Here is a 26,373-nt window from a genome sequence, read left to right on the forward strand (position 1 = left end):
TCAGAAGCTGGAAAGGAGCCGCCATGCCCCCTGCCTCTCGCCCCGCTGATCGCCCTGCCTCACGATCCGCAAATCGTCCGGACGAATTCGTTCTGGCCGCAACGCAGCTTTTTGCCACGCGGGGCTATCATGGCGCCTCGATTGCCAATATCGCCGATGAACTGGGACTGACGAAACAGGCACTGTTGCACCACTTCGGCAGCAAGGATGCGCTGTATGAGCGGGTGCTGGGAGGGGTGGCCGACCGCATGATGCTGATGGAGGCGCAGGACTCCGATGCCGCGCCGGAGCAGCGGCTTGAGACGTTTTTCGAAACCTATCTGGGCGAGGGGCTGCTCAATCCTGCCGACAGCCGCCTGATCCTGCGCGAGCTGCTGGACGATCGCCAGGAGGACCGGCCCGCTGAACGCTGGTTCCTGCGGCCCTTTCTGCAGGAACTGGTGGCCATGGTGCAGGACGCACCGGCCTGGCGTGCAGCACCGCCCGCGGCGGCTTTGGCGGCGGTTTGCGATCTGCTGGGGGCGATCGGTTATTTCGCCATGTCGCAGCCTGTTCTGCCGCGCCTTCCGGGGCAGGCGGGGGCGGTTGAGGCCTTCCGTTCGCAGATACGAAAAAGGGTCCGCGACCTTGCCAGTCACGGACCCCAATCCTGATGCTCTGATCCTTTGCGTGCCGGATCAGACCGACATGCAGATGTATTTCATTTCCAGATAGTCCTCGATGCCGTGATGGCTGCCTTCGCGGCCGAGGCCCGACTGTTTGACGCCGCCAAAGGGGGCGACCTCGGTCGAGATGATCCCGGTGTTGACGCCGACGATGCCGTATTCCAGCGCCTCGGCCACCTTGTAGACCCGGCTCAGATCCTTGGCATAGAAATAGGACGCAAGGCCAAAGATGGTGTCATTGGCCATGGCGATGACCTCGTCCTCGTCCTCGAATTTGAACAGCGGCGCCAGCGGGCCGAATGTTTCCTCGGTCGAGAATTGCATATCCGTGGTGGCGCCGGTCACGATGGTCGGCTGGAAAAAGGAGCCGCCGAGCTCGGACGGGTTGCCGCCCAGAATGATCTCGGCGCCCTTGGCCGTGGCGTCTGCCAGATGGGCCTCGACCTTTTCGACGGCCTTGTCGTTGATCAGCGGACCGAACTGCACGCCGTCCTCAAGACCGTCCCCGACCTTCATCTTGGCGACGGCCTCTTTCAGTTTGGCGGCGAAGGCATCATAGACACCGGCCTGCACGTAGATCCGGTTGGCGCAGACGCAGGTCTGGCCGTTGTTGCGGAACTTGCACATGATCGCGCCTTCGACAGCAGCGTCGAGATCGGCATCGTCAAAGACGATGAAGGGCGCATTGCCACCCAGCTCCATCGAGCATTTCATCACCTGATCCGCCGCTTGGCGCAGCAGCAGACGGCCAACCGGGGTCGAGCCGGTGAAGGTCAGCTTGCGGACTGCCGGGTTCTCACAGAACTCCAGCCCGGTTTCTGGCGCGTCCGAGGTGGTGACCACGTTGAACACACCCGCCGGAATGCCTGCGCGTTCCGCTAGAACCGCCAGCGCGGTGGCCGACAGGGGCGTCAGCTCGGCCGGGCGGGCGACAAAGGCACAGCCTGCGGCCAGCGCCGGACCGGCCTTGCGGGTGATCATCGCGTTGGGAAAGTTCCACGGCGTGATCGAGGCGGCAACCCCGATGGGCTGTTTCAGAACGGTGATCCGCTTGTCGCGCTGGTGGCCGGGAATGGTCTCTCCATAGATCCGCTTGGCCTCCTCAGCAAAGAACTCGATGAAAGAGGCGCCATAGGCAATCTCGCCCTTGGCTTCGGCCAGGGGTTTGCCCATTTCCGCGGTGAGGATGATGCCCAAGTCGTCCTGGTTTTCCATCATCAGGTCAAACCACTTGCGCAAGACATTCGCGCGTTCCTTGCCGGTCCATTTGGCCCAGTCTTTCTGTGCGGCTTCGGCCTGGGCGATGGCACCTGCAACCTGCGCGCGGCTGAGATCGGCAACTTCAGCAACCACATCGCCACGCGCGGGGTTGGTGACATCAAAGGTGCCCTTGTCTCCGTCAACAAACTGGCCGCCCACATAGGCGCGGGTTTCCAGCAGGGTCGGGTCCTTCAAAAGGGACTTCAGCTCGGTGTTCTTGGTCAGCATTGGTGTCTCCCCGGATTATTTGCAGGCATGCAAATCAGCTGGTCATTCATATGTCCAGAACCTTCGATGAGTCCAGAATTTGATCATAAATCTGCCGGACGCTGGGCATAGGCTAAGCAGAAGGGCCGGATGCCGCCGCTTCAGTTAGCTGTTTGACATTGTCCCGCGCAGCCCGTCACTTTGGCAAAAACAACAAACCGGGGAGATTGCCATGGAACTGGACGACGCCTATGCCAACGGAGCCTATATCGCGGGGGCCGATGATTACCCGCCGCGCTGGGATGCCTCGGCCGAGGATTTCCGCAACAGCCTGCACGAGCGCGCCCAGCTCGACATTCCATACGGTCCAGGCGATCGAAACAAGTTCGACCTCTTCCTGCCCGAAGGTACGCCCAAGGGTGTCTTCATCTTCGTGCACGGCGGCTACTGGCTGAGGTTTGACAAAAGCACATGGTCGCATCTGGCGGTAGGTCCGCTGGCGCATGGCTGGGCCGTGGCAATGCCGTCCTACGACCTGTGCCCCGATGTCTCCATTGCCGATATCACCCGGCAGGTGGCCTCGGCGGTGGTACATATCGCCGAAGAAGTGGACGGCCCCATCGCCCTGGCCGGGCATTCTGCCGGGGGGCATCTGGTCGCCCGCATGCTGGACCGGGCGCTGCTGCCCGAGGATGTAGGCGCACGCCTGAAAACAGTGATCCCAATTTCGCCGCTGTCGGATCTGCTGCCGCTGTTGCGAACCTCAATGAACAAGCAATTCAAGATGGATGCCGAGGCCGCCAAGGCCGAAAGCCCGGTGGAGATGCAGGACCGCTATGACGTACCGGTCACCGTCTGGGTCGGCGCCGAGGAACGCCCGGCCTTTCTGGATCAGGCGCAATGGCTGACCGATGCCTGGGCGACGGATCACGTCATCGCCTTTGGCAAGCATCATTTCAATGTCATCGACCCGTTGGCGGATCCCGACAGCGACTTGGTGGCGCTGATCGTCAATTAGGCAGCCCCGCTGATCTGCGCCGCACCAAGGCACGACCCGGGCAGGGCGGCGCAGAAAACACTTGCCAGCGCTGCGATTCCGCAGCATGTCTGGGATCAGGGCCGGGCGATGGCGTCGCCGCGTGAGGGAGTTCTCACGGGACCCTGACTTAGACACACAATCTGTCCTGTACGCCGGGACCTTTCTTGTAAGAAAAGGAAGGATCCAGCATGACTGCACGTCCTGACATGTACCGTTTTCACAATGGCGAAAAGGCGCCGTTGCAATTCCCCGTGGCCGAGTATGAGGCGCGAATTGCGGGCCTGCGCAAGATCATGGAGCAGGCTGGCGTCACCGCCGCCGTCTTCACCTCGATGCATAATATCTCGTATTATTCGGGGTTTACCTACTGCGCCTTTGGCCGTCCCTACGGTCTTGTGGTGACCGCCGATGCCGCCGTCACGATCAGCGCAGGCATCGACGCGGGCCAGCCCTGGCGCCGCTCCTTCTGCGATAACATCACCTATACCGACTGGCAGCGCGACAATTTCTGGCGTGCGATCCTGTCGGTTTCTGGCCCCGGCGCGACGGTAGGCTACGAGAGCGATCATCTGACGCTGCTGCAAAAGGGCAAGCTCGAATCCTTCCTGCAACCGGCTGAGATGATTGATCTTTACGAGCCGACCATGCGCCAGCGCATGCATAAATCCGCTGCCGAGATCGAGATGATCCGCGCCGGTGCCGCAGTGGCCGATGTGGGCGGCTATGCCATCCGCGATGCGATCCGCGAAGGGGTGCGGGAGATCGACGTGGCGATGGCGGGGCGTGATGCGATGGAGCTGGAGATCGCCAAACGCTTTCCTGATGCCGAATACCGCGACACCTGGGTCTGGTTCCAGTCGGGCATCAATACCGATGGCGCCCATAACCCGGTGACTGCGCGCAAGCTGCAGCGCGGCGATATCCTGTCGCTGAACACCTTTCCGATGATCTCGGGCTATTACACCGCGCTGGAGCGGACCCTGTTCGTCGGAGAGGTCGATCCCGACAGCCTGAAAGTCTGGGAGGCCAACGTCGCCGCCCATGAATACGGCATCTCGCTGCTAAAGCCCGGCGCCAGCTGCGCCGAGATCACCCATAAGATCAACGCCTTCTTCGAAGAGCGCGATCTCCTGCAATACCGCACTTTTGGCTACGGGCACTCCTTTGGCGTCCTGTCCCATTACTACGGGCGCGAGGCGGGACTGGAGCTGCGCGAGGATATCGAAACGGTGCTGGAGCCGGGAATGGTCATTTCGATGGAGCCCATGCTGACCATCGCGGAAGACAACCCCGGAGCGGGCGGCTACCGCGAACATGACATCCTGGTGATCACCGAAGATGGCAACGAGAACATCACCGGCTACCCCTACGGGCCGGAGTTCAACGTGGTCGGGTAACGGGGGCCGAAAGGCTCAAGAGTCGGGGGGTGACATCCGCGCACCCCCCTTACACAGGCTGTGCAGCCTCTGTTCGGCAGGTAGGCCGCAGTCCAGGGGTTATGCGGCGTTTTTCTCGCCGTCCACTGCCGCATTGCAGGCAATCCGGCGCATGTCGTCCCGGGTCATCGGCTGACCGAAGTAAAAGCCCTGAACCGAGGTGCAGCTTTCTGCGCGCAGGAAGCTGAGTTCGTCTTCGACCTCGACCCCTTCGGCGAGAACCGGAATGTCCAGCGCGGCCCCAAGCAGCAGAGTGGAGCGCACGATGACAGCACGCTGCGCGTCCTTATGCACGTCCTGAACGAAACTGCGGTCGATCTTGATCTTATCGAAGGGGAAGGTCTGCAGCATCGAAAGCGACGAATACCCGGTGCCAAAATCATCCATGGCGATCCGGATGCTCAGCTCTTTCAGCTTGTGCATCACCTTCAGCGTGTGCGCCTGATCGTCGATGATGCTGGCCTCGGTGATTTCCAGTTCAAGGCGCTGCGGGTCGAGGCCGGTCTCGAACAGGTTGTCCATCACGTCTTCGACAAACGAGGGCTGCACCAGCTGTTGCGGCGCCACGTTGACGGCAATGCTGTAGGGGTGATCCCATTGCGCCGCCTCGCGGCAGGCCTCCCGCAGCACCCAGGCGCCGATATCGCGCACCAGACCGGTTTCTTCGGCCACCGGGATGAAGTCATCCGGGGACACCCGACCACGCGTCGGATGATTCCAGCGCAAGAGCACTTCGAACCCCACCGGCGCCAGCGTTTCCAATGTGTTCTGGAGTTGATACACCAGTTCGAATTCATTGTTCTGCAGCGCCAGACGCAGGTCATGCACCAGCTGTGTCTTGTCTCGGCTACGGCGGTCCATTTCCTCGTCGAATTGGCAGATCGGCGTGTCTGCTTCTGACTTGGCCCGATACATCGCAACATCCGATTTATGCAGCAACTGGTTCGGATCACGCCCTTCTTCCAGCGTCGTTGCAATCCCGATCGACGCCCCGACCCGCAACGAGACTTCCTCTAGGTCGATGGGCTCCATTATGGCGGCGTGCAGACGCTCTGCAAAGCTCTGCACCTCTTCGATGCGGCGGAACCCCAGTTTGATGGCGACAAATTCGTCGCCGCCAACCCGCGCGATGTATTCGCCTTCGCCTTTTTGCTCATTCAAGCTCTGCGAAACCCGGCGCAATACTGCATCGCCTATCGCATGGCCATGCAGATCATTTACCTCCTTGAACAGATTGAGGTCGATCGTTAGCACCGCCGCCTTTGCGGTCTCATTTTCAGTCAGCTGCGTCTGCAGGGCATCCAATTTGCGGGTCAGCCACATCCGGTTGGGCATGCCGGTCAGCGGATCATGCAGGGCCGCATGAGTGAGTTGGGAACGGGATTCCCCTTCGAGATTGACCTCAATACTCGCAGAAGCGATGGCGATCAGCAGAATGATCCCTGTCACTCCGAAGATCAGCATGGCCATGGCGGTATCCGAAATTGTCTCGGTCGGCACCTCAATTGAGGAATCCAGCCGGATCTCGATGGCGCTCATCCCGGTGAAATGCATAAGACAGATCGCCAGGACCATGGCCCCCGCTGGCCATAGCCGCCCGGCCACCCCGCCCAGGCGTTGGACAATCAAACCATAGCTGAGTGCGCCAAAACCCGCGCCCAGAAGGACAGAGGCCACCAGATGCGGAAGGCTCCAGACAATCGTTCCGGGGAGCAAATAGGCGTTCATGCCAGTGTAATGCATCGCCGTCACGGTCAGCCCGAACACCGCCCCCGCTGCACAGGCCGCAACCCGGCCGCGCGCATAGGCCAGCCCGGTGTTTGCAGCCAGTGAACCGATGACGCCGACCAGAAGCGATACACCAGTCAACACCGGCTCATACCCATGCGCATAGCCCGGGTCATAGGATAGCATCGCGATAAAATGGGTCGACCAGATCGTGGCCCCGGTGATCAAACCGGCAAGGGGTAGCTGAACCAGGCGGCGCATGCCCGTCCACTGGGTCAAACGGGTGGACATATGTGTGGAGAGCACCGAACCGATGACGCAAATAAAAGCAGCCACGGCAACCAGGCCATAAATATGCTCCTGGGTGATACAGTCCAACAGACGATACATGAACCAAGTCCTCGGGTCGTATATGAGATTCAGTCTCTTGTCCCGTTGAACGGTTAACAAAACAACCGTGATTCAGCTCGCCCCAGAGATAACATGAGTATCATTGTAATATTTAAAAAGTGATCATCCGCCATCCTGCCTTGGCGGGCTATGGTGGAAACGGCTCTCCGACCCCTCCCATTGCACGCTCCCTCGCAATCGGGCATAGGAGGGGGAACCCTCCTGTATTGTGCAGGCTGGGGCGGGCAGGGGGCTATGCAGTCCTGTGCCGCCCCAAGGATCCCTAACCGAGCCTTATAGACTGACCTCCGCCCCATGGACGATCTGCCCAAGAAGACCAAGAATGAATTCGCTCTGATCCAGCTGCTCCCCAACATCATGACGGTGGGGGCGATCTGTGCGGGGTTGTCGGCGATCCGGTTCGGGGTGCAGGGCAATTACGTGCTGGCGGTGCAGCTGATCCTGCTGGCGGCGCTGCTGGATGGTCTTGACGGGCGGTTGGCGCGGGCCTTGGGCAGCGACAGCAAGATGGGGGCCGAGCTGGATTCGCTCGCGGATTTCCTGAACTTCGGCGTCGCGGCGCCGCTGGTGATCTATTTCTGGGCCTTGCAGGACATGCGCAGCGCCGGGTGGATTTCGGTGCTGGTGTTCTCGGTCTGTTGCGTGGTGCGGCTGGCGCGGTTCAACGTGGCAGCGAAATCGGATGAGCCGGTCGTGGGCGAACGCCTTGGCTACTTCACCGGCATCCCTTCGCCTGCCGGGGCACTACTGGCGATGCTGCCGATGTTCGTCTCCTTCTCCTTCTCCGGCGGGCTGGTCGTTCCGGATCTGCTGATCTGCTTTCACATGGTTGTCATAGGTTTCCTTATGATCAGTCGCATCCCGACCTGGTCGCCCAAGGCGGTGAAGATCAGCCGGGAGAATGTGAAATATTTCCTGGTGGGCTGTGCCTTTGCCGGGGCGGCGGTTCTGACCTATGCTTGGACGACGCTGGTTGTGTTGTGCCTTGTTTACGTGGTTTTGGTGGTCTGGGGGCTGATCCGAAAGGTACCGGATTGAGCGGGTAACAAGAAAATGGGGAGGCACGGGATTGGAACTGAAGGCGGTTCAATCATCCTACGCGCGCTGGGCGCCAATTTACGACAGGACATTCGGGGCGGTGACCAATGCCGGGCGGCGCCGGGTCGTGAACTATATCAACCGGCGCGGCGGCAGCGTGCTGGAGGTTGGCGTCGGCACAGGGCTGTCGCTGCCGCATTACGGTGCGGATCTGCGCGTCACCGGCATCGATTTCAGCACCGAAATGCTGGCCAAGGCGGAAACCCGCGTGGCCGAGATGGATCTGACCAATGTCGCGGGGCTGCGGCAGATGGATGCGCGTGATCTGGATTTTCCCGATGCCTCCTTTGACACGGTGGCGGCGATGCATGTGCTGTCGGTGGTGCCCGAGCCGCAAAAGGTGATGGCTGAAATCGCCCGGGTGCTGAAGCCCGGCGGCGAGGTGGTGATCAGCAACCATTTCAAAAGCACCCAGGGCGTTCTGGCCTCGCTTGAGAAGATATCGGCCCCCTTTGCCAATGTGCTGGGCTGGCATTCCGATTTCGAGATCGGGACCATCCTTGGCGAGGAAACGCTCAGCATCAAGGAGCAGGAAAGCCTGCCGCCCTTTGGGATGATGACCTTTCTGGTGCTGAAGAAAGCCCGCCACAACTGATCTTGCCTCTGGCTGGCGGGATTGGCATCGCGGCAAAAACGCTTATGTTCGAAGGGGTAAGCCAGCGGGTTGGCCGGGTTCTGCCGTAGCGCAGCGCTGCGGGGTCGGGGGCGCGCTGGTGCTGGGGGCGGTGATGCTGGGCTTTTTTCGGCTGTTTTTCTTTCTGATGATCGGGCTCACGGTGGTCTACGGCGCCGTGTCGCTTTATTCGCGGGAAATGCGCCGGGCCAAGTTGAAACGCCGCTGGGCCGAGAAGGGCTTGACCGGAGACCGCGCGGCCTTCATCCAGCGGGGGTTGCGGCGGTATGACCATTCGTTCCGGCGTCGGCTGATCCTGCTTGTCTATGTGGTGCCGCTGGGGTTGATTGCGACACTGATCTATATGGTCAATTTCAGATAGGAGGCCTTTATGGGCTACATCAAATGGGGATTTTTGATCACCGTCTGGCTGCTGTTCGGGGCCTTCCTGCACTATACGTTGCCGCAGTATGACGTGGTGCGGATCGTCAACACCTACGAGGAACGTCAGGAACTGAATGACTGGACGCGGATGTTCTGGTCGACGCCGGACACCCAATCGACCGAGCAGAGCAACCGGGATGTGCAGTTCATTCAGGCAGTGCGCCCCGATGGCAGCGCGATCGTCTACCGGAACGAAGACACCGGCTGGAACTGGCCGCCCTATTTCAAATTCGACACCGCCAATCTTTATACCGAGGCCAATGACGCGATCTCGAACAAGGCCGCGCCGGAATGGGTGGCGGTGCTGCATTATGGCTGGCGCAACGAATTCCTGTCGGCCTTTCCCAATGCGGTTGGGATCAAACCCGTTGCCGGGCCGAATGACAAACCTCTGAACTGGGTCAGCACCCTGATCCTAGTGCTGATTGCGGCGCTATTCTGGGCCATCTACGTGCGCTGGCGCCGCTTCCGCCGCAACCGGCTCGACCCGATGATCGATGATGTGGAAGACAGCCTTTATGCCGCTGGCGACGCCATATCAGAGCGCCGCAGCAGGCTGCGCCGTTGGCTTGGCGGCGACAACAAGTGACCCTGTCCGCCGCGCCGGGGTGCGGGGTGGCCCTTCCGGTTGAGGTCGATTAATCGCTGAACAGATCTGGGTTCTGGCTGATGTCTTTGGCCTGCTCCGCCGTAATGCCAAACACCCTCGCCAGTTTGGCGACCTTGTCTTCTGCAGTGTCCGCCTCGTGCAGGGTAACGAAGGGATCAAACCCGGCATCCCGGATCCGGTCGGTTTCATGCAGGATATCATTGCGGATGGTCGGCAGGATCCGGTCTAGTGTCTGTTTCGGTGTCTGCACTCCGACAAGGCCAGATCGCTGGGCATGGGCGATCAGATATTCATCGGTGAAATCACAATCGAGGTGAAGCACCTGCGTCACTGAGCGGTCAGAGGCGAAGTCATTCATCAGCTCCAGCCCCGAGGGATCTATGCAGACGATCAGCCGGTTGCTGTTGTAATATTCAAACAGCATGCGCATCAGGGCGCGGCGGTGGCGAGTGCGTTTCCACAGCGAGGCTTCGATCCCGCCAAGATCGGGTAAGGGCGTGTTTTCCTCGTGGAAGAGATAGGCGATGGCCGGAACCTCGGTGCGCTCGTTGACTTGCCGGATCAGCCTCTTGGCCACGTGCCATTTCTTGCACACGACCATGGTCAATTCGCGTTCTCGCCCCAGGCTGCTTTCGGTTTCCCAGAACCGCGGTGCAAAGCGGCGTCCGTTGCGACCGCGCTGGGTAAGAAACTGGAACAGGCTGCGCCCCTCGTTCGAGATCTGGAACTCCACGCCCTCGGCCGCGTAGAGCCGCCCGAGACGGCGTTTCAGATCCTTGGCATCCGGGCTGATCTTGCGGGCAAAGAGGAAATCCTGGCTCAGCAGCAGATCGTAGTGATCGTTGTAGAAATTCACCGGCATTCCGTAGTCGGTGAACATCAGAAAGGTGAGCGTGCGGCACTGGATCTCATCGCCCGGGATCAGGTGGCGGACCAGCGTCTGGAAAAAGGTCTCATCCGGGATCCATGTGGTGCGGAAGAAGCGGACCACATCGCGCCGCTCCCGCACGAATTGCAGGATCGCCTCAACAGTGCGGCGGCGCAGGCACCACCACTGGCTGCCAATCTGAACCTGAATGTCCGAAGGCACCGCGCGGTGCAGGCGGAGTTTCTTCTGAAGGTTATGACTCCATTCGAACAGAGCCTTGTTCTTGCGTTCGTTGAAGACATGCCGGTAGATCAACCGGTCTTCCTTCATGCCGGTCTTGATCCAGTCGCTTTCGAAGAAATCAAAGCTTTCGATGAAGTCGAAATCGTTCTGGTCCAGATAGTCATGCGCGTATTGGGCGGTCTTGATCGCCATGCAATCGCCCGAGAGCATGTAGAAATGGGTGGCCCGGGGGAAGTTGTCGGCGGCGGTGCGCATTGCCGCAAGGGTGGCACGGACCAGCGACCATTCCCCCCAGCCGCATTTGATGCGCCGCCGCGGAAAGCAGACATTGGGATTGTCGTCGAGGGCAGCGCGGATCTCGGCATAGTCTTGATCGCTGGCGCGGCCGTCGAAATGGATCACCATGTAATCGCCGACCGCCGTCAGCCGTTCGGCCTGCTGGATGATCGCCTCGGGGTCCTTATGGCAGAGCAGTATGTATGCAATTTTTGCCATTCTGACGACGGTACGCCCCTGTTTTGCTGGATTGTCTTCTTGATAAAGCTCGGAGCTGTTTGAAGAAACAAGATTATTTGTCTTTTGGCCGCGATGTGGTCATTGTTGCGTCGAGTGGACAGGAACGGAGTTGGTTGCGGATGGGATTCCCAGGAACCTGGATGACCGAGAGTGAAAGCGTGATTTACCGGGTGGTGCCGAAATGCGCCTGTTCGACCATCGGTCAGATACTCTACTATTCCGATCACGGCAGGTTCTTTGACGGCGATATCCACGATTCAAAGGAAGGCCTGCACAAATGGGCGCAGGAGGGAAGCCAGGAGCCGATCAACCGCAATGTGCTGGGCCAGCGCACCTATGCCTTCACCTGCGTGCGCAACCCCTATACCCGGGTGCTGAGCTCGTTCTTTGACAAGATCTGCGGCATCCAGCGCAACGGCAAACGCTATCGTGGCAATCTGGTGCCCCGGCTGGTCTATGATTACGGGATCGAGGTCGGCGGCGAAGATGGCCAGCAGGAGTTCGACCAGATCAAGAGCTTCCGGCGGTTCCTTTTGTTCGTGCGCGATACCATCCGGTTCCGGCGGCCGATGGAGCCGGATATACACTGGTCGGCGGCCTCGGGGCATGTGTCGACCTTTATCGTGAATGGCGGACGCTACAACAAGATCATCTGGACCGAGGCCTTCAACGACGGCATGAGCCAGGTTCTGGACGCCATCGAGACGCCGCATCCCGTGGATCTGGCGGCGATCCCGCGCTTCAACGAAAGCGAAGGCCACGGTCCCAAACGCGCGCATCCGGTCGAGGATTACTTCGACGATCTGTCGATGCATCTGATCTATGAGATCTACAAGCGCGACTTCGATCTGTTCAAATACGATTTTGAAAACCCGGCCAACAAGATGCCCATCGGAGAGATCGATCTGGACGAGGTGCACGCCAAGCTGGGCGACTGATCGTGTCTTTGGCAGAAATAGGGGTACTCCCGCCCATCGTCGGGCATTGAAAATGCCCATCCGCTGGTTGGGCGTGGCGCCGCTGGCGCGGCGCGCAGGGGGCTGAGGAGCGGTTGAGGGGCAGGTCTGCCCTCAACGCGCCCTATCGATTTTCTTTGGGATGGGCGCGTCAAGGGTGAACCGCGCGTGCCGCGCGGCGGCCGGGCCGCCCTTGACCCGGGCCGCAGATGCTGCGGTCGAAGGCCGGATAAGAAAAAGGCCCCTCAGCCGGGTTGGCGAGGGGCCTTCGTCATTCATTCAGAGGCGGTCACTCGTCGTCTGGCAGCGCGCGCACGGCGCCCTTGGCGGCGCTGGTGGTCAGCATCGCGTAGGCCTTGAGCGCGGTCGAGACCTTGCGCTTGCGCGGTTTTGCCGGTTTCCAGCCAGCGGCCTCTTGCGCGGCGCGGCGGCTGGCGAGTTCCTCGTCCGAGACGGCCAGGTGGATCGAGCGGTTGGGGATGTCGATCTCGATGGTGTCGCCCATCTGCACCAGGCCGATGGCGCCGCCTTCGGCCGCCTCGGGGGAGACGTGACCGATGGAGAGACCCGAGGTGCCGCCGGAAAAACGCCCGTCGGTCAGGAGGGCGCAGGCTTTGCCGAGACCCTTGGATTTGAGGTAGGAGGTCGGGTAGAGCATTTCCTGCATGCCCGGACCGCCGCGCGGGCCCTCATAGCGGATCACCACCACATCGCCTTCCTTGACCTTGCCGGTCAGGATGTCGCTGACGGCCTGATCCTGGCTTTCGCAGACATAGGCCGAGCCGGTGAATTTCAGGATGCTTTCATCGACGCCCGCGGTTTTCACGATGCAGCCATCGAGCGCGATATTGCCGAACAGAACAGCAAGGCCGCCATCCTTGGAAAACGCGTTTTCGACCGAGCGGATGACGCCGCCCTTCCGGTCGGTGTCGAGCTCTTTGTAGCGGTTGGATTGCGAAAAGGCCTCGGTCGTGCGCACGCCGCCCGGCGCCGCCTTGAACAGCTCTTCGGCCTCGGGGTTGTTGGCGACCTTGACGTCCCATTTGGCGATGGCTTCGCCCATGGTGCTGGAGTGTACGGTGGAACAGTCATCGTGCAACAGACCGGCGCGGCTGAGTTCGCCGAGGATCGAGAAGATGCCGCCAGCGCGGTGCACGTCTTCCATATGGACGTTTTCGATGTTCGGGGCCACCTTGCAGAGACACGGCACCTTGCGGCTGAGCCGGTCCATGTCGGACATGTCGAAATCCACCTTGCCTTCATTGGCAATGGCCAGGAGGTGCAGCACGGTGTTGGTGGAACCGCCCATGGCGATGTCGAGGCTCATGGCGTTTTCAAAGGCCTCGAAGGTCGCGATTTCGCGCGGCAGCAGGCCCTTTTCCTCGCCCACGTAGTGGCGTTTGGTGATGTCGACGATCTTGCGACCGGCTTCCAGGAACAGGTTCTTGCGGTCGGCGTGGGTGGCCAGGGTCGAGCCGTTGCCGGGCAGGGCGAGACCCAGCGCTTCGGCCAGGCAGTTCATCGAGTTGGCCGTGAACATGCCCGAGCAGGAGCCGCAGGTGGGGCAGGCGTTTTCCTCGATATGCTGGACCTGCTCGTCGGTGAAGGTCTCGCTGGCGGCGGCAACCATGGCATCGACGAGGTCGATCTTCTTGGCATCCAGATCGGCGATGTCGATCTTGCCCGCTTCCATCGGGCCGCCGGAGACGAAGATCACCGGGATATTGAGACGCATGGCAGCCATCAGCATGCCCGGCGTGATCTTGTCGCAGTTGGAGATGCAGACCATGGCATCAGCGCAATGGGCGTTGACCATATATTCCACGCTATCTGCGATCACTTCGCGCGAGGGCAGGGAGTAGAGCATGCCATCATGGCCCATTGCGATGCCGTCATCCACCGCGATGGTGTTGAATTCCTTGGCAACGCCGCCTGCGGCCTCGACCTCGCGGGCGACCATCTGGCCGAGATCCTTGAGGTGGACGTGACCTGGCACGAACTGGGTGAAGGAGTTGACGATGGCGATGATCGGCTTGCCGAAATCATCGTCTTTCATACCGGTTGCGCGCCAAAGGCCACGCGCGCCGGCCATGTTGCGTCCATGGGTGGAGGTTCTGGATCGGTACATTGGCATGTGGCTATTTCCCCTTTTTACCCTCAGGGACATGATTCGCGAAACAAACGCAATAACTGAGGGGCGATTTTGGTTATTTTGCTCCGATTTCCGGGGCGGTTGCGGAATGGGTTATGCGGGTTTTCTGAATGTCACCGACGGGCGGCTCAGCATGAGGTGACAGACCAGGCTGATCAGCAGGGCCCAGAAGGGGGCTCCGATCCCGAGAAAGCTGATGCCCGAAACCGTGCCCATGAAACACAGGAGTGCCGCCTCGCGCCCTTCGGTCGGGGCCAGCGCATGGGACAGCCCGTTGCCGATGGTCGACAAGAGCGCAAGGCCTGCAATGGTGGCGACCAGCGCGTGCGGTGCGATCAGGAACAGGGAAATCACGGCAGCGCCGCCCAGCCCCACGGCGCAATAGAACACCCCAGCGGCCACCACGGCGAGGTAGCGGGTGTCCGGATCCTCATCCGCTTCGGGTCCGGCGCAGATGGCAGCGGTGATGGCGGCAAGGTTGAAGGCATAGCCGCCAAAGGGCGCCAGGATCAGCGAGGCGATCCCGGTCACCGTCAGCGCGGCCGAAACCGGCGGAACGTAACCTGCGCTGCGCAGGGTCACCACGCCGGGCATGTTCTGGGAGCACATGGTGACGATATAGAGCGGCAGTCCAAGGCCGATCAGCGCCGAAAGGGTAAATTCGGGCATCACCGCCTCGGGGGTGGCGAGAGTCAGGTTCAGCTGCTGCAGGTCTCCGAAGCTGCCGGTTGCGGCGGCCCAGATGACACCCGCCAGCAGAACCAGCGGGATCGTGTAGCGCGGTGCATAGACCTTGCCGATCAGAAAGACCGCGCCCATCACCGCGACCAGCCAGACGTCTTCTTCAAGCGAAGTGAACGCCTCCAGCCCAAAGCGGAACAGGATCCCGGCCAAAAGCGCATTCGCCAGCGTATCCGGGATCAGCCGCGCCAGCCGCTCGAACCAGCCGGTGAGGCCGGTGAGCGTTAGCAAGGCGGCGCAGAACAGAAAGGCGCCCGTGGCCTCGGGTAGGGTGGTCGCGCCACCGCCCACCGCCAGAAGAGCGGCACCGGGCGTGGACCAAGCGGTCAGAACCGGCAGGCGGAACCACAGCGACAGGATCAGGCTCGTGATCCCCATGCCCAGCCCGAGGGCCAGAAGCCAGCTGTTGGCTTGCGCCTGGTTTGCCTCCAACGCCGCGATGGCCTGAAAGATGATCGCCACCGAACTGGTGTACCCGACCAGAACGGCGACGGCGCCTGCCGTGATATGAGAGAGTTTCAGCTGCGGCATCATGGGGATCCTGAATGGGGTTTTCCCGGGCGTCGGGCTCTTGTAGGGTCAGTTTGTGCGTTATAGCGCACATTATCTTCTGTGCGCTATAACGCACAAGGCTTTTTTGAAGAGATCGACAGACCGATGCCAACGCAGCCCGCGTCCCCGCCTGTAGGCGAAGACAAGATTTCGCAGAATCTGAAGCAGATCCGGGCCGAGGCCGGTTTCAGCCTGTCGCGGGCGGCCGAGGTGACGGGAGTCTCCAAGGCGATGCTGGGGCAGATCGAACGAGGCGAATCCAGCCCGACCATCGCCACGCTCTGGAAGATCGCCAAGGGGTTTCACCTGCCGCTGACCGCCTTGATCGAGGATAGCAGTCAGCCCAAGGTTCTGGGCGAGAGCGTGTTCCGCACGGTGCAGTTTCCCGGCAGTATCGCGGTCAAGATCGTCTTTCCCTTTGATCCCAATCTCGGGGCCGAGACCTTTCACGTGCGCCTGCGACCGGATCAGTGCCACCAGTCCCAGGCGCATGACGCGGGCGTGACCGAAGAGGTCTTTGTGCTCGAAGGGCCTGTGGAGGTGCTGAGCGATGGGGCGTGGGTGCGGCTCGACGTCGGGGAGGGGCTGCGCTTTGCGGCCGATCAGCCCCATGGGTACCGTGCAGGGCCGGACGGGGCGGCCTTTCTCAACATGCACCATTATCGCAAACCGGATCCGACTGGCTGATCAGATCCTGCGCCCGCAAAGGTCACAATTCCGTATGGCACCACACGGCAGTGCTTGCCGAAGTCTCACCTTGTGACTAGGGCTTTGGCAGGGACGTAAAAGCCGATTGGGGGAGGCACCGATGGAAACGCTGCGCGGCAGTCTGTTGATGGTGCTGGCCATGGGGGCCTTTGCGCTGGAGGATATGTTCATCAAATCAGCGGCGCAGGCGCTGCCGGTCGGGTTGATTCTGGTTTTCTTCGGTCTTGGCGGTATGGTGCTGTTTGCACTGGTGGCGCGTGCGCAGGGGCAGGCTTTGTGGCACTCGGCCTATTGCACGCGCGTGATGCTGTTGCGCTCTCTGTCAGAGGTCGTTGGTCGTCTGTGTTTTACCCTGGCCCTTGCGCTGACACCGCTGTCCTCGGCCTCGGCCATCCTGCAGGCGACGCCGCTGGTGGTTGCGGCGGGCGCGGTGGTGTTCTTTGGCGAAACGGTGGGCTGGCGGCGTTGGCTGGCGATTCTGGTCGGTTTCGCCGGGGTGCTGATCATCCTGCGCCCCGGGGTCAGCGGCTTTGAACCGGCCTCACTGTTCGCGGTGGCCGGAACGCTGGGCTTTGCCGGGCGCGATCTGGCAACGCGGGCGGCGCATGTGTCGATGCACAACAGCCAGCTCGGTATGCTGGGTTTTGCCATGCTGGCAGTGGCCGGGGTCATCGCGCTGGGTTGGACCGGGCTTGATGGGCTGGGGGAAGGGGCGCTGGCCGATCCGGGTGTTTGGCTGGATGTGGCCTGCGCCACGGTGATCGGGGTGATCGCCTATGGGGCGCTGACCGGCGCCATGCGGCTGGGCGAAATCTCGGTCGTGGCGCCGTTCCGCTATACACGGCTGGTCTTTGCCATGGTGCTGGGCATCCTGGTTTTTGGCGAGCGGCCCGATACGCTGACGCTGATTGGCAGCGCGGTGATCGTGGCCAGTGGTGTCTTTACCCTGATCCGCAGCCGCAAAGCCTGAGTCATCTTGCGTCCGGTCCCGGGCGCGCTTACATCTGCCTGCCATGGCCAAGCAGAAATCAGACCCGAACTACAAAGTAATTGCCGAGAACCGCCGGGCGCGGTTCGATTACGCGATCGAGGAAGATCTCGAATGCGGGATCGTTCTTGAGGGGTCGGAGGTGAAATCCCTGCGCGCCGGGGGCGCCAATATCGCTGAATCCTATGCGACCGTCGACGACGGGGAGCTGTGGCTGGTGAACTCCTATATCGCGCCCTATGCGCAGGCCAAGGTGTTCAAGCACGAGGAGCGCCGCCGCCGTAAGCTGCTGGTCTCGCGCAAGGAGCTGGCACGCCTGTGGAATGCGACGCAGCGCAAGGGCATGACCCTGGTTCCGCTGGTGCTCTACTTCAACCACCGAGGTATGGCCAAGATGAAGATCGGCATCGCCAAGGGTAAGAAGAACCACGATAAGCGCGAGTCCCAGGCCAAACGCGACTGGTCGCGCCAGAAACAGCGGCTGCTGAAGGACGCGCGCTGACGCCAATAGCCTGAGCTGCCGGAACCATCCTTCGGGACAGGGACGAGGCAGGCCCGGCGGGCCGTTTGTCGCCACGGCACCACGTTTGGTGCATGTATCAGGGAAATATTGTACCGGAACAGCCGCTTCTCTTGCGACTCCGCGCGGTGGGCTGTACCCATGCGCCAGCGAACCTGAGGGGAGGCGTTTTTGATGGATGATCCGAAAACTCTTGTGTCAACCGACTGGCTGGCAGCCCATCTGAAGGATCCCGATCTCAGGATTCTGGACGGGTCATGGTATCTGCCCAATGAGAACCGCGATCCCAAGGCGGAATATGACGCGGCCCATATCCCCGGCGCGCGCTTCTTTGACATCGATGATATTTCGGACCACCGGTCGGAACTGCCCCATATGGTGCCTCCGGTCGAGAAGTTCATGTCGCGCCTGCGCGCGATGGGCGTGGGCGACGGTCATCAGGTGGTGGTCTATGACGGCGCCGGCCTGAAATCGGCGGCCCGTGTCTGGTGGCTGTTCCGGTTGATGGGGCAGATGAATGTCGCGGTGCTGGATGGCGGTCTGCCGAAATGGCAGGCTGAGGGGCATCCGGTCGAAGACCTGCCGCCGATGATCCGCGACCGCCACATGACCGTGCGGGTGCAGAACCAGCTGGTTCGCGATGTGACGCAGGTCTCTGCGGCCGCCAAGCTGGGCGATCATGAAATCATCGACGCCCGCGCTGCCGAACGGTTCCGCGGCGAGGTCCCGGAACCGCGCGAAGGGCTGCGCTCGGGCCATATCCCCGGCTCGAAGAACGTGCCCTATGTGACCCTATTGAACCCCGATGGCACCCTGAAAGACGCAAACGGCATTCGCGCCACCTTTGAAGGCGCGGGTGTCGACCTTGCGAAACCTGCCATCACCACCTGCGGCTCGGGTGTGACCGCCGCCGTTCTCAGCCTGGCACTGGAGCGCATCGGCAAGACCGATCACGCGCTTTATGATGGATCCTGGGCAGAATGGGGCGCCTTCCCGACCCTACCCGTTGCAACCGGAGAGAACTGATGTTCGAGACCCTGAAACCGCAGCCAGCGGATAAGATCCTGGCGCTGATGCAGATGTACCGCGAAGATCCGCGGGAGCAGAAAATCGACCTTGGCGTCGGTGTCTACAAGAACGCCGAGGGCGTCACCCCGGTGATGCGCGCGATCAAGGCCGCCGAGCACAAGCTGTGGGAAGAAGAAACCACCAAGGCCTACACAGGTCTGGCGGGCGATCCCGGCTATAGTGATGTCATGATCAAGCTGATCCTTGCGGGTAGCGTTGATCGCGGCAATATCGCTGCCGCCGCGACCCCCGGCGGTACCGGCGCGGTGCGTCAGGCGTTCGAGCTGATCAAGATGGCCAACCCCAAGGCACGCGTTTTTGTGTCGGACCCGACCTGGCCGAACCACATCTCGATCCTGAAATACGTCGGCATCGAGACCGTCACGTACCGCTATTTTGACCGCGAAACCCGTGGCGTGAACTTTGACGGGATGATCGAGGATCTGAAGGACGCCGAGAAGGGCGACGTGGTGCTGCTGCACGGCTGCTGCCACAACCCCACCGGGGCCAACCTGAACACCACCCAGTGGCAGGAGGTGATCGACCTTCTGAACGCGCGCGGTCTGATCCCGATGATCGACATTGCCTACCAGGGCTTTGGCGACGGTCTGGAAGAAGACGCGGCGGGTGTGCGCATGGTGGCTGCCCAGACGCCCGAATGCCTGATCGCGGCAAGCTGCTCCAAGAATTTCGGCATCTACCGCGAACGCACCGGCCTTCTGATGGCGGTTAGCCAGGACGGCAGCGCCCAGGCGCTGAACCAAGGCACGCTGGCCTTCCTCAACCGGCAGAACTTCTCTTTCCCGCCGGATCACGGCGCGCGCCTGGTGACGATGATCCTGAACGACGACGCCCTGCGCGCCGATTGGGCATCCGAGCTGGAAGAGGTGCGCCTGGGCATGCTGGGTCTGCGTCAACAGCTGGCGGATGAGCTGCAGCGCCTGAGCGGCTCGGACCGCTTCGGCTTTATCGCGCAGCACCGGGGCATGTTCTCGCTGCTCGGGACCACGCCCGAGCTGGTCGATAAGATGCGGGTCGACAATGGCATTTACATGGTCGGCGACAGCCGCATGAATATCGCGGGTCTCAACAAGACCACGGTGCCGCTGCTGGCCAAGGCGATCATCGACGCGGGCGTCTGAGCGCCGCGACAAACAATGATGGGAAGAGCCAAACGCGCTCCCGAGTGGGGCGCGTTTTTTGTGTTACTGTCATGGGGCAGGGGCTCCCGCGCCCGCAGGTGCCTTGCCTCTGGCAAGACCCCTTGGCGGGTTTGGGCCCTGCGCCGCTGACGCGGCGCAAGGGATTTCGCTGAGAAGCGGTTTAAGGGCAGGTCTGCCCTCAAACGCGCCCTGACCATTGTGAACAGCAGCGCACCGCGCCTCAAGGGAACCTCGCGCTTTGCGCGAGGCCGCTGGTGCGGCCCTTGACCCGCGGTGCGCTTTGATGGGCGGGGCTTTGGCTACAGATGAGAGCAGCAGGCGCCGCGTCAGCGGCGCCGGGCCCAACCGCAAAGGGACAGTCTATGACTGTGCCGGAGCGGGCGGGAGGGTTCACTCGATGCTGGGGGAAAGGGGACTAGGCAAAGAAAAACGCGGCCCCGAGAGGCCGCGTTCCTAGATCTGTGTCAGGAGGCTGGGTTTAGCCTGCCTTGAACTCCGGATAGGCTTCCATGCCCAGTTCCGCCATGTCGAGACCGTTGATCTCGTCTTCTTCGGTGACGCGGATGCCCATGGTGGCCTTCAGGATCAGCCAGACAATGCCGGAGACGATGAAGGTGAAGGCGCCGATGGCAACGAAGCCGGTGATCTGGGTCACGAAGGAGGTACCTTCGGTGTAGAAGGGAACCGCGAAGGTGCCCCAGAAGCCTGCGACCAGGTGCACCGGGATGGCGCCGACGACGTCGTCGATCTTCAGCTTGTCCAGCATCGGCACAACGAAGACCACGATCACACCACCGACGGCACCGATCCAGAGCGCGCCGAACAGCGAGGGATCAAGCGGACCCGCGGTGATCGACACCAGACCGGCCAGGGCGCCGTTCAGGGTCATGGTGAGGTCGGGCTTCTTGAACATGACCTGGGTCAGCAGCAGAGCAGCGACAGCACCGGCAGCGGCAGCCATGTTGGTGTTGGCGAAGATGCGCGACACGTCGGTCACATCGCCCACGGTGCCCATCGCCAGCTGCGAGCCACCGTTGAAGCCGAACCAGCCGAGCCACAGGATGAAGGTACCCAGGGTCGCCAGAGCCAGGTTGGAGCCGGGCATCGGGATGGTTTTGCCGTCTTTGTACTTGCCGATACGCGGGCCGAGGATCAGCGCGCCTGCCAGGGCTGCGAAACCGCCTGCAGCGTGTACCAGGGTGGAGCCGGCGAAGTCGGAGAAGCCCATTTCGGACAGGAAGCCGCCGCCCCACTGCCAGGAGGCTTCGATCGGGTAGATGACGCCGGTCAGGATCGCGACGAAGATCAGGAAGGGCCACAGCTTGATACGCTCGGCCAGGGTGCCGGAGACGATCGAGGCAGTGGTGGCGCAGAACATCAGCTGGAAGAAGAAGTCGGAGCCAACCGAAGCATAGTCGAGCGAGGCATCCGCTGCCGCCAGACCAACCGGTTCAAGCGAGGTGATGGAGAACCAGGGGCCCATCACGCCCGAGATCACCCAGTCGCCGGGGTACATCAGGTTGAAACCGATCAGCCAGTACATGATGGCCGCGATCGAGAACAGCGCGATGTTCTTGGTCAGCTGCATGGTCACGTTCTTGGAACGCACCAGGCCTGCTTCGAGCATGGCAAAGCCTGCAGCCATCCAGAACACCAGGAAGCCGCCGATCAGGAACAGCAGGGTGGTAAAGATATAGGGGTTGATGTCGGGGGGTTCTGCTGCCGCGTCCTGCGCCAGTGCCAGGCCCGGAAGGGCGGCAAAGGCCGTGGCGGCAAGAGAGAGTTTCAGTTTACGCATCTGTATTTTCCTCCGAAATGGACGCTTAAAGCGCCTCGAGGTTGGTTTCGCCGGTGCGCACCCGCACGGCCTGTGCCACATCCAGGACAAAGATCTTCCCATCGCCGATCTTGCCGGTGCGGGCGGTGGACGAGATGGTGTCGACCACCTGATCCGCCAGCTCCCCTGGCACCACGATTTCCAGTTTGACCTTGGGGACGAAGTTTACTTCGTATTCCGCGCCACGGTAGATTTCCGTGTGGCCCGCCTGGGCTCCAAAGCCTTTGATTTCCGTCACCATCAGACCTGAAACGCCGATTCCGGTCAGCGCTTCGCGGACCTCCTCGAGTTTGAAGGGTTTGATGGCTGCTATGATCATTTTCATCTCGACACCCTATTTCTGGACCACTTAGGCCGCTCCATTCGCACCTGCAGCAAAGCGGCCACCCCGAGTCGGGGGAACCGGAAGAGCCTGTTTGCAGGGCGGAATGGCGGCCTCTGGCCTAATTATTTTGCTTAAAAAGTGGTCAATGCCTGCATTTTGAGCGTTTTGAGGAGGGAGTTTCCGGCAAAACTGCCCCTCTACAAAGCAGTGGGATCGGTTTATTGTCGCCAAAACGGGCAAACCGGGCAGGACACTGGCAGGATACTGACATGGCACAAGGATCAGGGCGCAAGCCGCTGGTGGCGGATAAACGCTATCCCAAGAGCAGATCCGGCAAAGGGTCCAAATCCACGCGCCGGGGCGCGGGCAAAGGCAGTTCCGGTGGCGGGATCTTTGGGTTTCTTTTCGGGCGCCGCAAACCTGCCGCCGCAGCGCCCAAGAAGGCCGCACCCAAGCAGGCTGCGCCGCGGAAAAAGTCGGCAGCGACGCGCAAACCGGCCCCCAAACGCAAACGCGGGCTGATCGGGACCCTTCTGGCGCCGTTTCGCTGGCTGTTGCGTCTGGTCTGGGGCTTTACCTGGCGCGTCGGGCTGATCTGCACTGGCATCGTCGCCCTGGCGGTCGGCTATCAATACATGAAGCTGCCCGAGGTGACGCAGCTGCTGGATGGGCGGGCGCGTGGCTCGGTCACCCTGCTGGATGCCAAGGGAGAGGTCTTTGCCTGGCGCGGGGATCAGTTTGGCGGCGTCGTCACCACACAGACCGTGTCGAAACACCTGAAGAACGCGGTGGTCGCCACCGAGGACAAGCGGTTCTACCGTCATTTCGGCGTCTCGCCGCGCGGGATTGCCAGCGCGGTGCGCATCAACCTGAGCGAAGGGCGCGGTCCACTGTCCGGACATGGCGGCTCGACCATCACCCAGCAGACGGCGAAGCTGCTATGCCTTGGCGAGGTCTATGACCCCGAGGTCTGGGAAAGCGAGCGCGCCTATGAGGCCGATTGCCGTCAGGGCTCCCTTTGGCGCAAGGCGACCGAGGCGGTCTACGCCATGGCGATGGAGGCCAAATACACCAAGGACGAGATCCTTTCGATCTATATGAACCGGGCCTATATGGGCGGCGGCGCCTATGGGGCCGAGGCGGCGGCGCAGCGCTATTTCGGAAAATCCGCGAACCAGCTGAACGCGGCCGAGGGTGCGATGATCGCCGGTCTTCTGACCGCGCCGTCCTCGCTGGCACCGACCAATAATCTCAAACGCTCGCAGGACCGCGCCGCCACCGTGCTGCGCCTGATGAACGAACAGGGCTATCTGACAGCCAAGGAAACCCAATACGCGCAAAGTCACCCCGCCGAGCTGAGCGAAGCTGCCGAGGCGCGGGCCGGGGGATATTTCGCCGATTGGGTGATGGATACGATCCCCAGCTATTTCGGCGATCAGACCACCGAGGACGTGGTGATCCGCACCACATTGGACCAGCGCCTTCAGAAAGCCGTGGAAGGCGCGGTGGATCATGTGTTTGAGAACAAGGTGCGCGAAGGGTCAAAGGCCCAGGCCGCCATCGTGGTGATGAGCGCCGATGGCGCCGTGCGCGCCATGGTGGGCGGGCGCAAGACGCGGGTGTCCGGCGTCTTCAACCGCGCCACCCAGGCGAAACGGCAGACCGGCTCCGCTTTCAAACCCTTTGTCTATGCCACGGCGCTGGAGCTGGGATACTCGCCGCTCGACCGAGTGCTGGATGCGCCTTATTGCATGGATATTCCGGGATCGGGCGAATGGTGCCCGCAGAATTATACCCGCAAATACTACGGCGAAATCACCCTGACTCAGGCGCTGCGGGATTCGCTGAATATTCCTGCGGTGAAGATTTCCGAAGCGGTGGGCCGCGATCTGGTGCGCCGGGTGGCTGGCGATTTTGGCATCGACAACGAGATGGCTGAAGGTCCGGCGCTGGCGCTTGGCGCTTCGGAAAGCACGCTTCTGGACATGACCGGCGCCTATGCCGGGATCCTCAACGGCGGCTCTTCGGTGACGCCCTATGGGGTGACCTCGCTGAGCCTTGTGGAAGACAGCGAACCGCTGATGGGCTCCAGCGGCGGTATGGGAGAGCGGGTAATCCGCACCAAGGCGGCGCAGCAACTGGTCTGGATGATGGAAAAGGTGATCGCCGAAGGCACCGGACGGCGGTCGCAGATCCCTGGCTGGCAGGCGGCGGGTAAGTCCGGCACCACCCAGGCGGCGCGGGACGCCTGGTTCATCGGCTTCACGGCGGATTACGTCGCCGGGGTCTGGATGGGCTATGACGATAACACGCCGCTGACCGGTGTGACCGGAGGCGGGCTACCGGCCGAGATCTGGCACGAGGCGATGGTGCGGGTGCACGAGGGCCTGGAGCCGAAACCGCTGCCGATGCAGGCGCCGGATCCATTGCCCAAGCCGCAACCCTCAGACAGGGATCAGCGTCGCGGTCCCCGGATCGGTCAGGAGTTAGGCCGCGCGGTGGATGGCATCCTGAGGGATATCTTCGGCAACTGAGTTGGCGCCCCCGGCAGGCTGGCGGGAAGAGGTCGCGGCGACTCGTGTAGCCGCAATGCGCGACCACAGCCAAGGCAAAACAGTGGATCATAGTGAAAAGGGGCAGGGAGCGGCTCCCGCCCGCTGTTGCTGCCCTGCCGGGCCGCCGCAGCCGTTGGGCCGTGCGCCGCGCATTGCGCGGCGCGGGCAGGGATCAGCTGAGGCGTTTCAGCTCTGAGATCATCTTGTCGATGTCGCCGCGGTTGCGGTCGAGAATGGCGCCGATCTCGGTCCGTTCGGTCAGCAGAAGGTTTACGCCCTCAATATACATGTTGAAGAACAGATCCTTGCCGGAGCGGTTGGAGACCAGGAAGGTCACTTCGAACGGCGCCTGCCCCTTGAGATAGGCGGTGGTGCTGACCTCGAACCATTTCTTGACGCGCTTCACACCGGTCACCTCGAGGCGACCGCCGATGAATTCGCGGAACCGCTGCCCATACTTGCGCGAGATGTAGCCCTGAAAGGCGTCAGAGAAGGCCCGTTTCTGCGCTGCCGAGGCGCGGCGCGCATCGACGCCCATCGCATAGGCAGCAATATAAGAGGTGTCGCTGTACTGGCCAAAGATCCGCTCGAAATCGCGGTACATGGCATTTTCGGACTTGCCCGAGGCAATGACGCGATTGATGTCAGTGACAAGATTGTCGATCAACCGGCTGGCCGAGTTTTCGTTCAAAGCCAAGAGCGCACTGGGCGCGGTGATGGTTGCAGCACCAGCTGCGGCAAGAAACATACGGCGGTTCATCTTTCAAAACCCTTCGGTATCCAGTTCAAACGGATCGATCTCTGTGATCTCACTGCTTTCGCCCAGCTCAAAACGGCGGTTCTGAAGGTAGATCAGACGGGCCTGCGCATAGCTGTCGGCGCTTTCGTAGAGAATCGAATCCACGGTATCAGAATATCTTCCACGGTCTCCAAGCCGACGCACGATCTCTGCATAGACACCGATGTTGTCGGCTGGATTATGCTCAGCAAAGGAAATGGGATTGGTGAAAAAATCAACGGCGATGCCCACCGCGTCACGGGTTGTTGAAGGACCGTAAACCGGCAGTTCCACATAGGCGCCTTCGCCAACGCCCCAGACGTGCAGCGTTTCACCGAAATTGGTGTCGACCGGCGGAATGTCAAAGGCACTAGCCGGATCGCCGAGGCCGCCGACGCCGACGATGGTGTTGATGGCAAACCGCGCCAGTGCGATGCCGGATTCCTTGAGGTTACCCTGAAGCAGTGCGTTGACCGCTTGGCCCGGCATCGAGAGGTTCTCAGCAAAATGTGAAAAGCTCGTGACCATGGGGTCGGGGACGATCGCGACATAGCCTTTGGAGGCCGGACGGAAGGCCACGCGGTCAAGGCCAAGGTTGAACCGATGCACTGCCCGGTTCGTATTTTCATAGGGATCGAAGGTCTCGCCCGCAGCTTTTGCCGTCGGATCCTGTGTCGCGCAGCCAGCCAAAAGCAGAGCTGATACAAGCAGGGCAGAGAGCGTTGCAAATGATCGCGTAAAAAAAGTCATCGGGTCTGGGTTTCCCTTGGTCCAAATTTGGAGCACACCGAGCGCACTTATTGGGAATCCTTCTGCTTCCCACCCTTTGAAGGCCTTGATTGTGAAACTGTGGCAGAATTGGAACAGGTTTTCTGCGGGCAGCTCGCTGCCC

General features: G+C 61.5%; 23 protein-coding genes. 14 read left to right on the forward strand and 9 right to left on the reverse strand.

Annotated features, from left to right (window positions below):
* The first annotated feature begins 23 nt into the window (after positions 1–23).
* Positions 24–653: a TetR/AcrR family transcriptional regulator gene (locus SM763_RS07060; protein WP_368998085.1), complete on the forward strand. Its 630-nt coding sequence runs from the start codon at positions 24–26 to the stop codon at positions 651–653.
* Between the two features lie 24 nt (positions 654–677).
* Here the strand turns inward: SM763_RS07060 and SM763_RS07065 are convergent, their stop codons facing one another.
* Complete coding sequence (locus SM763_RS07065) at positions 678–2,153, reverse strand: NAD-dependent succinate-semialdehyde dehydrogenase (RefSeq protein WP_368998086.1); 1,476 nt, start codon at positions 2,151–2,153, stop codon at positions 678–680.
* Positions 2,154–2,364: 211 nt separating this feature from the next.
* Between SM763_RS07065 and SM763_RS07070 the strand changes: the two genes are divergently transcribed.
* Complete coding sequence (locus SM763_RS07070; RefSeq protein ID WP_065271685.1) at positions 2,365–3,150, forward strand: alpha/beta hydrolase; 786 nt, start codon at positions 2,365–2,367, stop codon at positions 3,148–3,150.
* A 209-nt stretch (positions 3,151–3,359) separates the two neighbouring features.
* Positions 3,360–4,568 carry an aminopeptidase P family protein gene (locus SM763_RS07075; RefSeq protein WP_368998087.1) on the forward strand — a complete coding sequence of 403 codons (1,209 nt, stop codon included), beginning with the start codon at positions 3,360–3,362 and terminating at the stop codon, positions 4,566–4,568.
* Between the two features lie 99 nt (positions 4,569–4,667).
* Here the strand turns inward: SM763_RS07075 and SM763_RS07080 are convergent, their stop codons facing one another.
* Positions 4,668–6,725, reverse strand: coding sequence for a putative bifunctional diguanylate cyclase/phosphodiesterase (locus tag SM763_RS07080; RefSeq protein WP_368998088.1), 2,058 nt, complete (start codon positions 6,723–6,725; stop codon positions 4,668–4,670).
* A 315-nt stretch (positions 6,726–7,040) separates the two neighbouring features.
* Here SM763_RS07080 and pssA point away from each other — a divergent pair, with 315 nt between their 5' ends.
* From pssA to SM763_RS07100, 4 genes are all read left to right on the forward strand, one after another.
* Entirely contained in the window at positions 7,041–7,784 is a 744-nt protein-coding gene (pssA, locus tag SM763_RS07085) for a CDP-diacylglycerol--serine O-phosphatidyltransferase (RefSeq protein ID WP_065271682.1), read from the forward strand.
* Positions 7,785–7,815: 31 nt separating this feature from the next.
* Entirely contained in the window at positions 7,816–8,439 is a 624-nt protein-coding gene (locus tag SM763_RS07090) for a class I SAM-dependent methyltransferase (RefSeq protein WP_368998089.1), read from the forward strand.
* Between the two features lie 133 nt (positions 8,440–8,572).
* The gene (locus tag SM763_RS07095) at positions 8,573–8,839 is read left to right on the forward strand and encodes a hypothetical protein (RefSeq protein WP_065273607.1); all 267 of its coding nucleotides are present in this window, start codon (positions 8,573–8,575) and stop codon (positions 8,837–8,839) included.
* A gap of 9 nt (positions 8,840–8,848) precedes the next feature.
* Complete coding sequence (locus SM763_RS07100) at positions 8,849–9,490, forward strand: DUF1523 family protein (RefSeq protein WP_368998090.1); 642 nt, start codon at positions 8,849–8,851, stop codon at positions 9,488–9,490.
* A gap of 49 nt (positions 9,491–9,539) precedes the next feature.
* On the opposite strand, the gene SM763_RS07105 is transcribed toward SM763_RS07100, so the two are convergent.
* Positions 9,540–11,117 (reverse strand): DUF5928 domain-containing protein, encoded by a 1,578-nt coding sequence (locus SM763_RS07105; protein WP_368998091.1) that lies wholly within the window; start codon positions 11,115–11,117, stop codon positions 9,540–9,542.
* Positions 11,118–11,257: 140 nt separating this feature from the next.
* Between SM763_RS07105 and SM763_RS07110 the strand changes: the two genes are divergently transcribed.
* The gene (locus tag SM763_RS07110; RefSeq protein WP_368998092.1) at positions 11,258–12,076 is read left to right on the forward strand and encodes a sulfotransferase family protein; all 819 of its coding nucleotides are present in this window, start codon (positions 11,258–11,260) and stop codon (positions 12,074–12,076) included.
* A 307-nt stretch (positions 12,077–12,383) separates the two neighbouring features.
* Here the strand turns inward: SM763_RS07110 and ilvD are convergent, their stop codons facing one another.
* Together ilvD and SM763_RS07120 are read right to left on the reverse strand one after the other, a co-directional pair.
* The gene (ilvD, locus tag SM763_RS07115; RefSeq protein WP_368998093.1) at positions 12,384–14,228 is read right to left on the reverse strand and encodes a dihydroxy-acid dehydratase; all 1,845 of its coding nucleotides are present in this window, start codon (positions 14,226–14,228) and stop codon (positions 12,384–12,386) included.
* 111 nt (positions 14,229–14,339) lie between these two features.
* A complete protein-coding gene (locus SM763_RS07120; RefSeq protein ID WP_368998094.1) occupies positions 14,340–15,521 on the reverse strand; it encodes a benzoate/H(+) symporter BenE family transporter in 1,182 nt (393 codons plus the stop codon).
* A 123-nt stretch (positions 15,522–15,644) separates the two neighbouring features.
* Here SM763_RS07120 and SM763_RS07125 point away from each other — a divergent pair, with 123 nt between their 5' ends.
* The 5 genes from SM763_RS07125 (at position 15,645) to SM763_RS07145 (ending at position 19,965) form a co-directional block, all read left to right on the forward strand.
* On the forward strand, positions 15,645–16,226 hold the full coding sequence (locus SM763_RS07125) for a helix-turn-helix domain-containing protein (RefSeq protein WP_274840010.1): 582 nt from the start codon (positions 15,645–15,647) through the stop codon (positions 16,224–16,226).
* A gap of 121 nt (positions 16,227–16,347) precedes the next feature.
* A complete protein-coding gene (locus tag SM763_RS07130; protein ID WP_368998095.1) occupies positions 16,348–17,217 on the forward strand; it encodes a DMT family transporter in 870 nt (289 codons plus the stop codon).
* Between the two features lie 43 nt (positions 17,218–17,260).
* A complete protein-coding gene (gene smpB, locus SM763_RS07135) occupies positions 17,261–17,737 on the forward strand; it encodes an SsrA-binding protein SmpB (protein ID WP_065271673.1) in 477 nt (158 codons plus the stop codon).
* A 192-nt stretch (positions 17,738–17,929) separates the two neighbouring features.
* On the forward strand, positions 17,930–18,781 hold the full coding sequence (gene sseA, locus SM763_RS07140; RefSeq protein ID WP_065271672.1) for a 3-mercaptopyruvate sulfurtransferase: 852 nt from the start codon (positions 17,930–17,932) through the stop codon (positions 18,779–18,781).
* Positions 18,781–19,965 carry an amino acid aminotransferase gene (locus tag SM763_RS07145; protein ID WP_368998096.1) on the forward strand — a complete coding sequence of 395 codons (1,185 nt, stop codon included), beginning with the start codon at positions 18,781–18,783 and terminating at the stop codon, positions 19,963–19,965. The genes sseA and SM763_RS07145 overlap by 1 nt, the downstream gene beginning before the upstream one ends.
* Before the next feature lie 499 nt (positions 19,966–20,464).
* On the opposite strand, the gene amt is transcribed toward SM763_RS07145, so the two are convergent.
* Together amt and SM763_RS07155 are read right to left on the reverse strand one after the other, a co-directional pair.
* Complete coding sequence (gene amt / locus SM763_RS07150) at positions 20,465–21,784, reverse strand: ammonium transporter (protein ID WP_368998097.1); 1,320 nt, start codon at positions 21,782–21,784, stop codon at positions 20,465–20,467.
* A gap of 25 nt (positions 21,785–21,809) precedes the next feature.
* Positions 21,810–22,148 carry a P-II family nitrogen regulator gene (locus tag SM763_RS07155; RefSeq protein WP_065271668.1) on the reverse strand — a complete coding sequence of 113 codons (339 nt, stop codon included), beginning with the start codon at positions 22,146–22,148 and terminating at the stop codon, positions 21,810–21,812.
* 269 nt (positions 22,149–22,417) lie between these two features.
* Here SM763_RS07155 and SM763_RS07160 point away from each other — a divergent pair, with 269 nt between their 5' ends.
* Positions 22,418–24,682 carry a transglycosylase domain-containing protein gene (locus tag SM763_RS07160; RefSeq protein WP_368998098.1) on the forward strand — a complete coding sequence of 755 codons (2,265 nt, stop codon included), beginning with the start codon at positions 22,418–22,420 and terminating at the stop codon, positions 24,680–24,682.
* Between the two features lie 193 nt (positions 24,683–24,875).
* Here the strand turns inward: SM763_RS07160 and SM763_RS07165 are convergent, their stop codons facing one another.
* Both SM763_RS07165 and SM763_RS07170 read right to left on the reverse strand, forming a co-directional pair.
* Complete coding sequence (locus SM763_RS07165) at positions 24,876–25,463, reverse strand: MlaC/ttg2D family ABC transporter substrate-binding protein (RefSeq protein WP_274868310.1); 588 nt, start codon at positions 25,461–25,463, stop codon at positions 24,876–24,878.
* Between the two features lie 3 nt (positions 25,464–25,466).
* Positions 25,467–26,231: an MlaA family lipoprotein gene (locus SM763_RS07170; protein ID WP_368998099.1), complete on the reverse strand. Its 765-nt coding sequence runs from the start codon at positions 26,229–26,231 to the stop codon at positions 25,467–25,469.
* Between the last annotated feature and the right edge of the window lie 142 nt (positions 26,232–26,373).

It is taken from the genome of Pseudophaeobacter sp. C1-32P7 (assembly GCF_041008775.1).
Taxonomy (GTDB): Bacteria; Pseudomonadota; Alphaproteobacteria; order Rhodobacterales; family Rhodobacteraceae; genus Phycobacter; species Phycobacter gallaeciensis_A.

Coding starts and splice junctions, on each gene's coding strand:
- smpB (WP_065271673.1), top strand. CDS start 17,261: ATGGCCAAGCAGAAATCAGACCCGAACTACAAAGTAATTGCCGAGAAC.
- SM763_RS07145 (WP_368998096.1), top strand. CDS start 18,781: ATGTTCGAGACCCTGAAACCGCAGCCAGCGGATAAGATCCTGGCGCTG.
- SM763_RS07130 (WP_368998095.1), top strand. CDS start 16,348: ATGGAAACGCTGCGCGGCAGTCTGTTGATGGTGCTGGCCATGGGGGCC.
- amt (WP_368998097.1), bottom strand. CDS start 21,784: ATGCGTAAACTGAAACTCTCTCTTGCCGCCACGGCCTTTGCCGCCCTT.
- SM763_RS07105 (WP_368998091.1), bottom strand. CDS start 11,117: ATGGCAAAAATTGCATACATACTGCTCTGCCATAAGGACCCCGAGGCG.
- SM763_RS07070 (WP_065271685.1), top strand. CDS start 2,365: ATGGAACTGGACGACGCCTATGCCAACGGAGCCTATATCGCGGGGGCC.
- sseA (WP_065271672.1), top strand. CDS start 17,930: ATGGATGATCCGAAAACTCTTGTGTCAACCGACTGGCTGGCAGCCCAT.
- pssA (WP_065271682.1), top strand. CDS start 7,041: ATGGACGATCTGCCCAAGAAGACCAAGAATGAATTCGCTCTGATCCAG.
- SM763_RS07160 (WP_368998098.1), top strand. CDS start 22,418: ATGGCACAAGGATCAGGGCGCAAGCCGCTGGTGGCGGATAAACGCTAT.
- SM763_RS07100 (WP_368998090.1), top strand. CDS start 8,849: ATGGGCTACATCAAATGGGGATTTTTGATCACCGTCTGGCTGCTGTTC.
- SM763_RS07170 (WP_368998099.1), bottom strand. CDS start 26,231: ATGACTTTTTTTACGCGATCATTTGCAACGCTCTCTGCCCTGCTTGTA.
- SM763_RS07095 (WP_065273607.1), top strand. CDS start 8,573: ATGCTGGGCTTTTTTCGGCTGTTTTTCTTTCTGATGATCGGGCTCACG.
- ilvD (WP_368998093.1), bottom strand. CDS start 14,228: ATGCCAATGTACCGATCCAGAACCTCCACCCATGGACGCAACATGGCC.
- SM763_RS07125 (WP_274840010.1), top strand. CDS start 15,645: ATGCCAACGCAGCCCGCGTCCCCGCCTGTAGGCGAAGACAAGATTTCG.
- SM763_RS07065 (WP_368998086.1), bottom strand. CDS start 2,153: ATGCTGACCAAGAACACCGAGCTGAAGTCCCTTTTGAAGGACCCGACC.
- SM763_RS07080 (WP_368998088.1), bottom strand. CDS start 6,725: ATGTATCGTCTGTTGGACTGTATCACCCAGGAGCATATTTATGGCCTG.
- SM763_RS07060 (WP_368998085.1), top strand. CDS start 24: ATGCCCCCTGCCTCTCGCCCCGCTGATCGCCCTGCCTCACGATCCGCA.
- SM763_RS07165 (WP_274868310.1), bottom strand. CDS start 25,463: ATGAACCGCCGTATGTTTCTTGCCGCAGCTGGTGCTGCAACCATCACC.
- SM763_RS07075 (WP_368998087.1), top strand. CDS start 3,360: ATGACTGCACGTCCTGACATGTACCGTTTTCACAATGGCGAAAAGGCG.
- SM763_RS07120 (WP_368998094.1), bottom strand. CDS start 15,521: ATGATGCCGCAGCTGAAACTCTCTCATATCACGGCAGGCGCCGTCGCC.
- SM763_RS07110 (WP_368998092.1), top strand. CDS start 11,258: ATGGGATTCCCAGGAACCTGGATGACCGAGAGTGAAAGCGTGATTTAC.
- SM763_RS07155 (WP_065271668.1), bottom strand. CDS start 22,148: ATGAAAATGATCATAGCAGCCATCAAACCCTTCAAACTCGAGGAGGTC.